The following is a 12471-nucleotide window of genomic DNA, read 5'->3' on the forward strand; positions in this document are numbered from 1 at the left end:
GGTCGAACCCCCAAACCCCCGCCAAGGGGCTCCGCCCCCTGGACCCCCCCCCCCGGGCGCCTTGGGTGTTAAGGGGCCCGGGGTGGCGGCGCTCGGGGTTACGCCGCCTGGGAAACCGGCGTTGAAGCCGGGGTCAGGGCGAGGTCGAGGACCTCGCGGACGTTCGCCACCGCGTGCACCTCCAGCTGGGCCAGCACCTCGGCCGGGACGTCGTCCAGGTCCGGCTCGTTGCGCTGGGGGATGATCACCGTCTTCATCCCCGCCCGGTGGGCCGCCAGCAGCTTCTGCTTCACGCCGCCGATCGGGAGGACGCGGCCCGTCAGGGACACCTCGCCCGTCATCGCGACGTCCGAGCGGACCACGCGACCCGAAAGCAGCGACGCCAGCGCCGTGGTCATCGTGATGCCCGCCGACGGGCCGTCCTTCGGGACCGCGCCCGCCGGGACGTGGACGTGGATGCCCCGCTCGCGCAGGTCGCCGACCGGCAGTTCCAGCTCCGCGCCGTGCGAGCGCAGGTAGGACAGCGCGATCTGCACCGACTCCTTCATCACGTCACCGAGCTGGCCGGTCAGCTGCAGCCCGGACGCGCCGGACTCCTGGTCCGCCAGCGACGCCTCGATGTACAGGACGTCACCGCCGGCACCCGTCACCGCCAGACCCGTTGCCACACCCGGGGTTGCCGTGCGCTGGGTCGACGCCGGCAGCGACGACTCCGGCAGGTGCCGCGGGCGGCCGAGGTAGGTCTCCAGGGAGGCGGCGTCCACCGTGAGCGGCAGCGAGACCTCGTCCAGCGCCACCTTGGTCGCGATCTTCCGCAGCACCTTGGCGATCGTCCGGTTCGCGTCGCGCACGCCCGCCTCGCGGGTGTACTCGGCGGCGATCCGGCTGAACGCGGTATCCGTCAGGACGACGTCGGACGTGCCCAGCCCGGCCCGCTCCAGCTCGCGGGGGAGCAGGTGGTCGCGGGCGATGGTGACCTTCTCGTGCTCGGTGTAGCCGTCCAGCGTGACGAGCTCCATGCGGTCCAGCAGCGGGCCGGGGATGGTCTCCAGCGCGTTGGCCGTCGCCAGGAACACGACGTCGGACAGGTCCAGCTCGACCTCGAGGTAGTGGTCGCGGAACGTGTGGTTCTGCTCCGGGTCCAGCACCTCGAGCAGTGCCGCGGTCGGGTCGCCGCGGTAGTCGGCGCCCACCTTGTCGATCTCGTCGAGCAGCACGACCGGGTTCATCGAGCCGGCTTCCTTGATGGCGCGGACGATCCGGCCGGGCAGTGCGCCCACGTAGGTGCGGCGGTGGCCGCGGATCTCCGCCTCGTCGCGGATGCCGCCCAGCGCCACCCGGACGAACTTGCGGCCCATGGCCTTCGCGACGGACTCACCCAGCGACGTCTTGCCGACCCCGGGAGGGCCCGCGAGGGCGAGCACGGCGCCGGAACGCCGTCCGCCGACCGGGCCGAGACCCGATTCGGCACGCCGCTTGCGCACGGCCAAGTACTCGATGATGCGTTCCTTGACGTCGTCGAGGCCGGCGTGGTCGGCGTCCAAGACCGCCCGGGCGGCCGCGATGTCGTGGATGTCCTCGGTGCGCTCGTTCCAGGGCAGCTCCAGGACCGTGTCCAGCCAGGTGCGGATCCAGCCGCCTTCGGGAGACTGCTCGGACGTGCGGTCCAGCTTGTCCACTTCGGCCAGTGCGGCCTTCTTGACGGCGTCGGGCAGTTCGGCGGCTTCGACGCGGGCGCGGTAGTCGTCGTCCTGCGCGGTGCCGTCGAGCTCGCCGAGCTCCTTGCGGATCGCCTCGAGCTGGCGGCGCAGCAGGAACTCCTTCTGCTGCTTCTCCATGCCCTCGGCGACGTCCTTGCGGATCGTGTCGGTCACCTCGAGCTCGGCCAGGTGCTCCTTGCTCCACTCGAGCGCCTTCTCCAGGCGGGCACCGACGTCCAAAGTAGACAGCAGCTCGAGCTTCTGCTCGGTGGACAGGTAGGGCGCGTTGCCGGACAGGTCGGCGATCGCGGAGGCGTCTTCGACCTGCTGGACGGCGTCGATCAGCTGCCAGCCGCCGCGCTGCTGGAGGATCGAGATGACGACGGCCTTGTACTCGGCCGCAAGCTGCGCGGTCCGGTCGTCCGTGGTCTCGGTGGCGTCCTCGGCGTGCACCCAGCGGGCGGCGCCGGGACCGTCGGCGATCCGGCCGACGACCGCGCGGGCCGTGCCGCGCAGCAGGACGGCGGCCTTGCCGCCGGGCACGCGGCCGATGCGCTCGACCGTCGCGACGGTGCCGAACTCGGCGTACTCGCCGTGGACGCGCGGCACGATCAGGACCTCGGCCTTGGTGGCCGCGGTCGACCGGATGCCGGGGAAGGACCCCTGGCTCGGCGTCTTGGCCTGGGCGGACTCCACCGCGGCCCGCGTCTCGGTGTCGGTCAGGTCGAGCGGGACGACCATGCCCGGCAGCACGACGTCGTCATCGAGCGGGAGCACGGGCAGGAGGCGGGTGTCGGACATGTGCACTCCTCGGGTAGTTGAGTCTGCCTAGCTCAACTCTCCGATGGGTGTGTTTGTTTCCGATGGGGCGTTCGCCCACAGCGATCGGGGAAGCCGCAGGTCAGGAGGGTTTCTCCGCCACGGCGCACCACGCGTAGGGGCGCGCCTCCGCCTCCAGCGCGTTGATTTTCCGGTCCGGCCGCCAGTCCGGCAGGTGCACGATGCCCGGCTCCAGGAGCGGCCAGTCGCCGAAGAGCGGCTCGATCTCTTCGCGGTTGCGCAGCCAGACCGGGTTGCTCGTCTTCCGGTACTGCTCGACGAACCAGCGCAGCCCTTCGAGCGTTTCGCCGGTCCCGTCGCCTTCGCTCATCTGCGAGATCGCCAGCCAGCTGCCCGGGGCGAGGGCGTCCCGGTACGCCTTCAGCAGCCCTTCCGGGTCGTCGTCCGGCCCGACGAAGTGCAGCACCGCCGCCATGATCAGGCAGACGGGCTGCGAGAAGTCGATGAGGCGCTGCGTTTCCGGGGCCCGCAGCACGGACTTCGCGTCCCGCATGTCGGCCTGGACGATGCCCGCCCAGTCGGTCGCCACGCTCTCTTCGAGGATCAGCGTCGCGTGGGCGACGGCGACCGGCTCGTAGTCGACGTAGACGACCTTCGCGTCGTGGTCCTCGGGCAGCTCCGCCTCGACGACCTCGTGCACGTTGCCCGCCGTCGGCACGCCGGAGCCGAGGTCGACGAACTGGCGGATCCCGGCCCGCAGCGCCGCCCGCACCGCGCGGTTCATGAACTCGCGGTTCTGCTTCGACCCCGGGCGCACCAGGGGCCACTGCTGTTCCATGCGCCGGCCGAACTCGCGGTCCACGGCCCAGTTCTGGGTACCGCCCAGGTACCAGTCGTAGATCCGGGCCGCGGACGGCTTCTCGGTGTCGACACCTTCGGGCGCTCTCGGTGCGGAATCCCGCTGGTCGGTCACTTCAGGCTCCCCTCGCTGGCGGCGAGGTCAGCCTATAAGGCCTGCGCACCCACGGTAATCCTCCAGTAGTTCACCGAACAGCCGGTCGACGCTGCCAGTACGTCCACAGCGGGCGGTACCCCTGCGCGTACCAGAACGGCGTCGACAGCGGGTTCGCCGCGGCGTGGTGCAGCAGGACGACGTCGGCACCTTCCTCGTCGAGGACGTGGTGGGCGTGCGTCGCCAGCGCGGTGCCGACGCCGGACGACCGCGCCGCTTCCGCCACGGCCAGTGACGACAGGTAGCCCACGCGGGAAGCGGCCACGCGGCCGCTGATCCAGCCGGTTTCGCCCGGGTGCTGGACGCCCACCATGCCGAGCGGGCGGCCGTACAGCTCGGCGATCCACAACGGCGGCTCCGGCCGCTTCAGCTGCTCGGCGAGGTCCTTGGCCAGGATCTCCTCGACGCCGGTGCGCCAGTTCACCGTGCCGTACTGGGCGTCGTAGGAGTGCAGCTCCATGCCGAGCGCCACCGCCGTCTCGAGGTCGCCGGGCTCGGCGCGGCGGATCTTGACCCCGGGCGTTCCCAGCGGGGTCGCCGGGACCAGCCGCTGCGCGGGGCGGACCGCGACCACCCGCAGCGGGGCGAAGCCGTGGTGCAGCATTTCGCGCGCGCCGGCGGCGTCCCGGCTCGCGCGCGGCACGATCGCCGCCGTCTCGGTGTCACCCGGCTCGGCGACCGCGCGCAGATGTTCATCCCATCGGGTGAGGAGGGCGTCCAGCACGGCCGCCGGCTGCGGTCCGGCCAGCTGGACGTCGAGCCGGTGCTCGGTGAGCGCGCGCCACGGCGCGTTCGGGGCGTCGCGGTCGACCTGGACGCGGGAAGCGAGCCCGGACGCCGCCGAGCCGCCCGTCGCGACCTCCAGGACCACCGCGTTTTCCGCCGCTTCGAAGGGAGTAGATCCGGGGAGGAGGGAATCCACCGCCGCGAGCCGCGCCGCGTGCTCGGTGGCAATCACATCGCTGTGCATGGGCCCATTGAAGCGCTACCCGGGGTTCCGTGCGTACAGAACAGGCGGAGGTTCGTACACCCGGCGTTTCACCCCTTGGTCCACGCAGGTCAGCGCGTTCGAGGCATTGTTAACCCTGGGGTGATCTCCTACTGTCTCGAAAGGGACGCGGGTACGCCCTACGGGGTACGGTATGGCCCCTGTCCACACCCGAAGTCACGGATCAGCACCGGTGGACAAGCCGGGAGGGAAGGTCGGATGCCGGACACCAACGCCCACGGCGACGCCGTCGCGCAGGCGCAGCCCGGGCCGGGAGCCGCTTCCGGGACACCACCCGTCTCCGCCGAAGCCCGCACCGACGAGCGCCGGTTCCGCGTCTACACCTTCGCCGTCCTGAGCCTCGGGCTCGTCGCCGCCTTCGCGGTCGGCTCGTGGCTGCCGTTCCACTGGGACGACCGGCTGCTGTGGATCGCGCCCGTGCTCGCGGTCGCCTTCCTGCTCGCCGAACAGCTCGGCATCAACGTCGACGTCCGCAGCGGCATCTCGTGGACGATCTCCTTCACCGAGATTCCGCTCGTCATCGGGTTCTTCATCGCGCCGTTCGAGGTCGTGCTGGTCGCGCACCTGATCGCCGGCATCGGCACGCTGCTCGCCCGCAAGGTCGCCGGGCGCGTCCTCTACAACGCGGGCGCGTTCCTGCTCGAGATCACCGGCGCCTTCGCGGTCGCCGGGCTGGTGAAGTACCTCGTCGGCGCCGGGACGGGCGACAAGATCCCGTGGGTCGCGGCGCTGGCCGGGACCCTGACCGCGCCGCTGGTCAGCACGCTGCTCGCCCTGGCCGCGGTCCGCGTGCTGCGGCGCCGCATGCGGGTCAGCACCGCCGTGCGGCTCACCGGGCGGATCCTGGTCGTCGGCTTCGTCAACGCGTCCGTCGGCCTCTCCGGCTACCTCGTCATCTCCAGCACGCCCCAGGCGTGGCCGCTGGTGCTCGCCGTCTTCCTCGGCCTCACCGCGCTGTACTGGGCGTACTCCGACCTGCTGCGCGAGCAGCGGGACATGGAGGCGCTCTCGGACGTCAGCCTGATGGTCGCCCGCTCGGGCCAGCAGGCCGCGGCGCGCCCGGCCAGCCGCGCCGACGAGCTCGTCGGCGGCGTCGACGTCCGCGAATGGGCGACGATCGCCGAGCGCATCAAGGACCAGCTCGCCGCCGGCCGCGTCGTGCTGAGACTCCGGCTGGAACCGAAGGACACCATGCGGGTCGTGGTCGCGGGCGACGACCTGCCGGCCGCCGACCCCGCCGCCGACGACCCGCTGCTGCGGCTGCCCGGCGCGCACGTCCGGCACTTCCGGATCACCGAGGCCAACCCCGACGTCCGTGCGGCGCTGCTCGACCGCGGCGCGCAGGAGGCGCTCGTCGTCCCGCTGCGCAGCGCGAACCGGCTGCTCGGCGTCGTCGAGGCGCACGACCGGCTGTCCCGCTGGCGCGGGTTCGGCAAGTACGACGTCCAGCTGCTCGGCACGATGGCCAGCCACCTCGCGACGTCGCTGGACAACCGGCGGCTGCTGGCGACGCTGCGCCACGACGCCTACCACGATCCGCTCACCGGGCACCTCAACCGGCCGGGCTTCCGGCAGGTGGCGAAGGAACCGTTGCGGGACTTCGCGAACGCCGTCGTGCTGCGGATCGACCTCGACGTCTTCTCGACGGTCAGCGACGCGCTCGGCTACGCCTGGGCCGACCGGATGGTCGTCGCCGCCGGCCGCCGCATCCGCGACGCGCTCGGCCCCGACGTCCCGCTCGCCCGGCTCGAAGGCGCGTCCTTCGCGGCGCTGCTCGTCGGCTGCCCGCCGGAGGACGCCCACCGCGCGGCGGAACGGCTGCGCGAAGAGCTGTCGGCGCCTTATCCGGTCGACCGGCTGTCGGTCGAGGCGAACGCGATGATCGGCTACGCGACGACGTCCGCGGAAGAACCGGGCGACGTGGTCGACATCGAAGGCCTGCTGCAGCGCGCCGACGTCGCCGTCCGCGCGACCAAGGGCGGCGAAGAGGTCCGCGGCTACGTGCCGAGCATGGGCCAGATCTTCCTGCGCCGCTTCCAGATGGTGACGCAGTTCCGGCAGTCCCTCGAGGACGGCCAGGTCAGCGTGCACTACCAGCCGAAGATCACCCTGCCGAACCGCCAGGTGCAGGGCGTCGAGGCGCTGGTCCGCTGGGTGCACCCGGAGTTCGGCAGGCTCGGCCCGGACGAGTTCGTCCCGGCGATCGAAGCGGCCGGCCTGATCGGCGTCCTGACGGGTTTCGTGCTCGGCGAGGCGCTCAAGCGCTGCCGCAAGTGGCTCGACGAGGGCCTGCGGATCTCGGTCGCGGTCAACCTGTCGGTGCGCAACCTGGCCGACGAAGACTTCCCGAACAAGGTGGCCCGCGAGCTGGAGCACTACGGCATCCCGCCGGAGCTGCTGACGTTCGAGCTGACCGAGTCCGGCGTGATGTCCGACCCGCAGAAGGCGCTGCCGATCCTGCGGGAGCTGCACTCGCTGGGCATCACCCTCGCCGTGGACGACTTCGGGACGGGCTACTCGTCGCTGGCGTACCTGCGGCAGCTGCCGGTCGACCAGGTCAAGATCGACAAGAGCTTCGTCCTCGGGATGGGCACGGACCTCGGCGACCTCGCGGTGGTTCGGTCGATCGTCGAGCTGGGGCACTCGCTCGGGCTGACGGTGGTGGCCGAGGGTGTTGAGGAGGACGTGGCCCGCGACCAGCTCGAGGCGATGGGCTGTGACGTCGCCCAGGGTTACCTGATCTCGCGGCCGCTGCCGGAGGACCGCCTGGAGGCGTGGCTGCAGGCCCGGACCGCGCGCTCGCCCGGACGCCACTCCGAGACCGTGTTGACCCTCCTGACCTGAGGTTTTGTGCTAAGGGGACCCCGGTTGCACGGCCGGGTGAAGCGACTTGGTAATCTTTCCAAGTCCTCGCGAGAGGCCAGGCCCCTTTAGCTCAGTCGGCAGAGCGTCTCCATGGTAAGGAGAAGGTCTACGGTTCGATTCCGTAAAGGGGCTCACGACCTCAGCCGCGTCACGCCTGCGTGTCGCGGCTTGGGTCATGTAAGGGCGGTGTAGCTCAGTTGGCAGAGCAAGCGGCTCATAATCGCTGTGTCGCCGGTTCAAGTCCGGCCACCGCTACGCGGTAACGACGGGGCTGGCCCCCGGGACCTGAGAGAGAAGGAAACGCTGTGGCTGCCACCGACGTGCGACCCAAGATCACGCTGGCGTGCGAAGAGTGCAAGCACCGCAACTACATCACCAAGAAGAACCGGCGCAACAACCCGGATCGCCTGGAGATGAAGAAGTTCTGCCCGAACTGCGGTACGCACCGGACGCACAAGGAAACCCGCTGACGACGTAACGCGTTCACCAGCTTCGAGAAGCCGCCCTGGAACCACCCGGGCGGCTTCTTGCTGTTGGTAGCCTCGTCGGCGTGCCCTTGGACCAGTCGTTCGCCGGGCGGACTTATCCGCCGCAGACCAGTTACGAAGTGAGCCGGGAGAAGATCCGGGAGTTCGCCGACGCCATCGGCGACGCGAACCCGGTCTACCGCGACCCGGAGGCGGCCCGCGAAGCCGGTCACCCGGACGTGATCGCCCCGCCGACCTTCCTCACGATCATCAACCTCGCCTCGATCAACGCGATCGTCGCCGATCCCGAACTCGGCCTCGACTATTCGCGCATGGTGCACGGCGACCAGGGCTTCACCTACACGCGCCCGGTGCTCGCCGGCGACGTGCTCGAGGTGACCACCCACATCGACGCCATCATGGCCCGCGCGGGCAACGACTTCATCAACCTGCGCGCCGACATCACCGACGCCGCCGGCCAGAAGGTCTGCTCCACCCGCGCGCAGCTGGTGGTCCGAGGGGAGAACGCGTGAACACAGCTTACGGGGGTCCGGGTGGCGGAGCCCCCGGCCGGGGCGAAGCCCCGCATGTCACAGCTTACGGGGGTCCGGGTGGCGGAGCCCCCGGCCGGGGCGAAGCCCCGCCTGTCACAGTCGGCGACGAGCTGCCCGCCCTCGAGGTCCGGATCACCCGCGAGCAGCTGGTCCGCTACGCCGGGGCGGCGCTGGACTTCAACCCGATCCACTGGAACGAGACGTTCGCGAAGGACGTCGGCCTGCCGGACGTGATCGCGCACGGGATGCTGACGATGGCGGTGGCGGGCCGGGTGGTCACGGACTGGCTCGGCGACCCGGCCCGGCTGGTCGACTTCAGCGCTCGGTTCACCCGCCCGGTGGTGGTGCCGAACACGCCCGAGGGCGCGCTGGTGGAGATCACCGGGAAGGTCGCGGACGTCAAGGACGACGGCATCGCGCGGATCGACCTCGTGGTGAAGTTCGACGGCAAGACGGTGCTGGGGAAGCCGCAGGCCCTGGTCCGCCGCTGAGCCGGCCGGGGTGACGGGCGCGGCCGGCCGGCGACCGCGCCCGCCGCTACGGCAGCTTGAGCACCGCCAGCACCGCGTCGGCCATGCCCTGCTCCCCTCGGGCGTTCGGGTGGAGCGGGATGGCCGGCGAGGCGGGCAGCAGGCCCTCCACCCAGCGCTTGTCCGACGCCGAGCAGGCGTCGTGGCCCTTGCCGGGGGTGGCCGTGTCCGCGTAGCCCGCCCGGTGCGCGTCCGCCTGGTCCTCCAGCATCTTGTTCAGCTTGCCCAGCACACCGCGGAAGTACTCGATGTCGCCCGCGCCGAACGGCAGCGCCGGCCAGCAGCCGTTGCCGTCCGGGAGCACCGTCGGGTAGCCGACCACCACGACCTTCGCCTTCGGGGCCTTCTCGTGGATCCGGTCGAGGAGCGCGCCGACCTTCGGGGCCGTGGCGTCGATGCGCTCGGCCAGCTGGTCGTGGCCGCCGGCGGTCAGGCGGTCCCGGCACGGTGCGGAGTTCTGGTGCGTCGTCGCGCAGCTCGACGCGAACGCGATCAAGCCGATGTCGTTGCCGCCGATGCCCAGTGTCACCAGCGTCGTCTCCGCCGTCACCGCGTCCAGCTGCGGCGGGTTCGTGCCGTTTCCCGTCTTCTGCGCCTGGCTCAGGTGGTCCGTCGTCGCGCCGCTGCAGCTGACGTCGGCGAACTGGGCCGGCTTCAGCTTCGCCGAGACGAGGTGCGGGTAGTTGTCGTCCGAGCGGTCGCAGCCGGCCGGGGTCCCCGCCTGGCGCCCGGTCCGCGGCGACGACGTGTACGAATCCCCGAGGGCGACGTAGCGGCCGGAGCCGCCCCCGGTGTCCACGCCCTCCGGTGGCGCCGACGACGAGCCGTGCTGCCACTTGTAGTACCCGAAGGCCAGGAGCCCGACCACGAGCACGACCATCAGGCAGCCGCCACCGCTTTTCTTCGCCACTTCTCCGGTTCTACCGAACCCGCCGTCACTCCGGCCTAGTCAATCCGGGTGATCCGCTGCGCGAGCAGGTCGTTGACCAGTCCGGCGCCCGTCTCCGGGTCGTCCACGCTCACCAGCACGGTCCGGCCGTTCTCGAGGGCGAGCGCCAGCGCCGGGCCGCCGCGGACCTTGTACGCCGTCGTGCCGGTGACCGGGTTGAAGCGGAGACCGAGCCCGCCGTCGCCGAACGTCGAGAGCTCGCGCGCGGTCGCTTCGCGGATGCCGGCCAGCGCCAGGTGCCGCCACGGGAAGCCCAGGAGGCCGAAGCGGATCGTGACGCCCTTGGCGTCCACGGTCGCCGACAGCCGGTAGGTCAGCGCCGTCACCACCAGGCCGACCAGGGCGATCCACACGGCGGTCGGCCACGGGAGCCCGGCGGGCAGGAGCGCGATCGCCACCGGGATCAGCGCCAGCGCCCAGAGCATTGCCGGGTTCACCGCCCGGCTCGACCAGAACCCGCGCTGCCCGGGCCGGAGACCGACGCTCGGCCGGTGCCCCGGGGTCTCCCGGACCGGCGGCGCCGGCAGCCCGCCGACGAGTGCCGCCACCACCCCGATGACGGCCGCACCCAGCATCAAGGGCACGACGACGAGGCCGCCGCGGGCCGCGTGCCAGTCCGGGGCGTCGAGGTTCGCCACGAGCACGGAGAGCAGGACGGCGGCCGGCAGGGCGGCGAACCCGGCGCCCACCCCGACGGTCGGGCGCGGCAGCGGCCGTCCGCGGCGCAGCGCGGTGACCGCCGTCGTGGTGAGGAGCAGGACGGCGACGGCGCCGAGCCCCAGGCTCATGCCGGTGAACGCCCCGAGCGAGGAGTGGCCGTCCGGTGCGCTGCGCCAGTGCGTCGCGACGGGGTCGGGCAGCCGGTGCGTCCACGCGTTCTCGAGCGCACCCGCGACGGCGAGCGCGGCGCCCGGCAGCACGGCCGTGGCGAGCAGGACCCGGATCAGCTTGTTCATGAGTACTTCTCCTTCAACACCCCGGTGAGTTCGTCCAGGCCGACGCCTGTGCGCTTCGCCTCGCGGACCAGGTCCTCGGCCAGTTCGGCCAGCCGCGCCCGGGAGGACGCGCCGCCGATGACGACGGCGCCCCGGCGTCGCCGCAGGTCGATGAGGCCTTCGTCGCGAAGCAGCGCGTACGCCCGCAACACGGTGTGGACGTTGATCTCGAGGGCCGCGGCCAGTTCCCGGGCCGGTGGCAGCTGCTGGCCGGGAGCCGGACGGCCGTCGGCGAGGGACCGGCGCAGCGAGGCAGCCACCTGTTCGAAGAGCGGGACGGTGGAGCTCGGATCGATTTGAACGAGCATAGTTCTAACTATAATAGAACAATGAGGGGCTGCGGGAGACGTGTGTCACACCGATGGGGGTCAGTTCGCGGTCGTGATCAGCTCGCCGGCGAGGTCCAGGGCGTGGTCGACGTCCTTCGCGACGTAGTGCAGGTCGACGAGCACCTCGGTGATGCCCAGCTCGCGGGCCACGTCGAGGCAGGGGAGGACGTCGGCGGCCGCCTCCACGGCGGTGCCCGGCCGCGGGTTGATCCGCAGCACGCGGCGCAGGGTGCCCGGGTCGCGGCCGGCCTTGTCGGCCGCGGCGAGCGCGACCGACCAGAGGCCGGTCAGGTACTGCTCCGGCATCCAGCCGGCGAGCCAGCCGTCCGCGCGGCGTCCCACCCGGGCCAGCGCCGGCGGCGAGAACCCGCCGAGCAGCACCGGCGGGTGCGGGTCCTGCGCCGGGCGCAGGCCGACCGTCGACGGCGCGATCCGCCACTGCGGGCCCTCGTGCTCCGCGGGGTCGCCGGTCCACAGTGCGTCGAGCGCGTCGAGCAGGTCTTCGAGCCGCCGGCCCCGGCCCGCCCACGGCACCCCGGTGGCGAAGTACTCCTCGCGCAGCCAGCCGAGCCCGAAGCCGACGTCCAGCCGTCCCGAGCTGGCCAGATCGAGCGACGTCAGCGCCCGGGCGAGCAGCACCGGGGAATACACCGGGCCGGTCAGCGCGCTCATCCCCAGGCGGGCCGTGCGGGTCACCGCGGCCGCGGTCGCCAGCGTCGTGAACGGGTCGGCGAAGGTCTCGAACTCTCTGGGGTACGGGTGCTCCGGCGTCCCGCCGCCCGGGTAGAGGTCCGACGGCTCCAGCGGCGTCAGGATCCGGTCGCCCACCCAGAGCGAGGCGAAGCCGAGGTCCTCCGCGGCCGTCGCGAAGCGCGCCACGGCGGCGGGGTCGGCGAGGGCGCCGTACTGGGGCAGCGCGAGACCGAGCTGTGTCCCGCTCACCGGCGGGCACCCGCCGACCGGGGGGTGGTCGTCATGGCGGACATCCTGGCATGATCGTGAGGTCGGCGGGGAGTTTTCCGCAGGCCGGCCGGGGTGCGGTGGTCGATCGGGGGGCGCGGTTGCGGGCTCCCGCGAGGCTTGCCGTAGACTTCGGGACTTGGAACGCACTACGGTCATCCCCGCCTGGATGGTGGGGACGATGGAATGCGTCCTCCGGGGCTCCGAGCTATCGGGGCTCCACAGGGGTGTAGCTCAATTGGCAGAGCAGCGGTCTCCAAAACCGCAGGTTGCAGGTTCAAGTCCTGTCACCCCTGCGTAACGGAACTGGTGGAGCGGAGG

At 71.8% G+C, this 12471-nt stretch carries 11 protein-coding genes and 3 tRNA genes; 7 read left to right on the forward strand and 7 right to left on the reverse strand.

Features of this window, described 5'->3' with window-relative positions; translation table 11 throughout:
* Nucleotides 1-98 precede the first annotated feature (98 nt).
* From lon to ACFVYA_RS01160, 3 genes are all read right to left on the reverse strand, one after another.
* Entirely contained in the window at nt 99-2501 is a 2403-nt protein-coding gene (lon, locus tag ACFVYA_RS01150) for an endopeptidase La (protein WP_387040985.1), read from the reverse strand.
* A gap of 100 nt (nt 2502-2601) precedes the next feature.
* Nucleotides 2602-3453: an SAM-dependent methyltransferase gene (locus ACFVYA_RS01155; RefSeq protein WP_387040988.1), complete on the reverse strand. Its 852-nt coding sequence runs from the start codon at nt 3451-3453 to the stop codon at nt 2602-2604.
* A 70-nt stretch (nt 3454-3523) separates the two neighbouring features.
* The gene (locus ACFVYA_RS01160; RefSeq protein WP_285988028.1) at nt 3524-4462 is read right to left on the reverse strand and encodes a GNAT family N-acetyltransferase; all 939 of its coding nucleotides are present in this window, start codon (nt 4460-4462) and stop codon (nt 3524-3526) included.
* A 237-nt stretch (nt 4463-4699) separates the two neighbouring features.
* Between ACFVYA_RS01160 and ACFVYA_RS01165 the strand changes: the two genes are divergently transcribed.
* The 6 genes from ACFVYA_RS01165 (at nt 4700) to ACFVYA_RS01190 (ending at nt 8878) form a co-directional block, all read left to right on the forward strand.
* The gene (locus tag ACFVYA_RS01165) at nt 4700-7345 is read left to right on the forward strand and encodes a bifunctional diguanylate cyclase/phosphodiesterase (RefSeq protein ID WP_285988029.1); all 2646 of its coding nucleotides are present in this window, start codon (nt 4700-4702) and stop codon (nt 7343-7345) included.
* A gap of 80 nt (nt 7346-7425) precedes the next feature.
* A tRNA-Thr gene (locus ACFVYA_RS01170) sits at nt 7426-7498 on the forward strand.
* Nucleotides 7499-7548: 50 nt separating this feature from the next.
* Nucleotides 7549-7621 (forward strand) — tRNA-Met (locus ACFVYA_RS01175).
* Nucleotides 7622-7671: 50 nt separating this feature from the next.
* Entirely contained in the window at nt 7672-7836 is a 165-nt protein-coding gene (gene rpmG, locus ACFVYA_RS01180) for a 50S ribosomal protein L33 (protein ID WP_005152047.1), read from the forward strand.
* An 80-nt stretch (nt 7837-7916) separates the two neighbouring features.
* Nucleotides 7917-8366, forward strand: coding sequence for a MaoC family dehydratase N-terminal domain-containing protein (locus ACFVYA_RS01185; RefSeq protein ID WP_387040993.1), 450 nt, complete (start codon nt 7917-7919; stop codon nt 8364-8366).
* A 131-nt stretch (nt 8367-8497) separates the two neighbouring features.
* On the forward strand, nt 8498-8878 hold the full coding sequence (locus ACFVYA_RS01190; protein ID WP_387041216.1) for a MaoC/PaaZ C-terminal domain-containing protein: 381 nt from the start codon (nt 8498-8500) through the stop codon (nt 8876-8878).
* A gap of 46 nt (nt 8879-8924) precedes the next feature.
* Here ACFVYA_RS01190 and ACFVYA_RS01195 read toward each other — a convergent pair whose 3' ends face one another.
* The 4 genes from ACFVYA_RS01195 to ACFVYA_RS01210 are packed head-to-tail and all read right to left on the reverse strand — an operon-like array spanning nt 8925 to nt 12132.
* On the reverse strand, nt 8925-9827 hold the full coding sequence (locus ACFVYA_RS01195) for an SGNH/GDSL hydrolase family protein (protein ID WP_387040996.1): 903 nt from the start codon (nt 9825-9827) through the stop codon (nt 8925-8927).
* Nucleotides 9828-9862: 35 nt separating this feature from the next.
* Nucleotides 9863-10822 carry a hypothetical protein gene (locus tag ACFVYA_RS01200; protein WP_387040999.1) on the reverse strand — a complete coding sequence of 320 codons (960 nt, stop codon included), beginning with the start codon at nt 10820-10822 and terminating at the stop codon, nt 9863-9865.
* Entirely contained in the window at nt 10819-11169 is a 351-nt protein-coding gene (locus tag ACFVYA_RS01205; protein ID WP_285988034.1) for a GntR family transcriptional regulator, read from the reverse strand. Before ACFVYA_RS01205 ends, ACFVYA_RS01200 begins: the two co-directional genes overlap by 4 nt.
* Before the next feature lie 60 nt (nt 11170-11229).
* Nucleotides 11230-12132, reverse strand: coding sequence for a TIGR03619 family F420-dependent LLM class oxidoreductase (locus tag ACFVYA_RS01210; protein ID WP_387041002.1), 903 nt, complete (start codon nt 12130-12132; stop codon nt 11230-11232).
* 241 nt (nt 12133-12373) lie between these two features.
* Here ACFVYA_RS01210 and ACFVYA_RS01215 point away from each other — a divergent pair.
* Nucleotides 12374-12446: transfer RNA gene (locus tag ACFVYA_RS01215), tRNA-Trp, on the forward strand.
* Nucleotides 12447-12471 lie beyond the last annotated feature (25 nt).

The sequence above is a fragment of the Amycolatopsis sp. NPDC058278 genome (assembly GCF_042881395.1).
Lineage (GTDB): Bacteria > Actinomycetota > Actinomycetes > Mycobacteriales > Pseudonocardiaceae > Amycolatopsis.

Coding starts and splice junctions, on each gene's coding strand:
- lon (WP_387040985.1), bottom strand. CDS start 2,501: ATGTCCGACACCCGCCTCCTGCCCGTGCTCCCGCTCGATGACGACGTC.
- ACFVYA_RS01160 (WP_285988028.1), bottom strand. CDS start 4,462: ATGCACAGCGATGTGATTGCCACCGAGCACGCGGCGCGGCTCGCGGCG.
- ACFVYA_RS01165 (WP_285988029.1), top strand. CDS start 4,700: ATGCCGGACACCAACGCCCACGGCGACGCCGTCGCGCAGGCGCAGCCC.
- ACFVYA_RS01200 (WP_387040999.1), bottom strand. CDS start 10,822: ATGAACAAGCTGATCCGGGTCCTGCTCGCCACGGCCGTGCTGCCGGGC.
- ACFVYA_RS01205 (WP_285988034.1), bottom strand. CDS start 11,169: ATGCTCGTTCAAATCGATCCGAGCTCCACCGTCCCGCTCTTCGAACAG.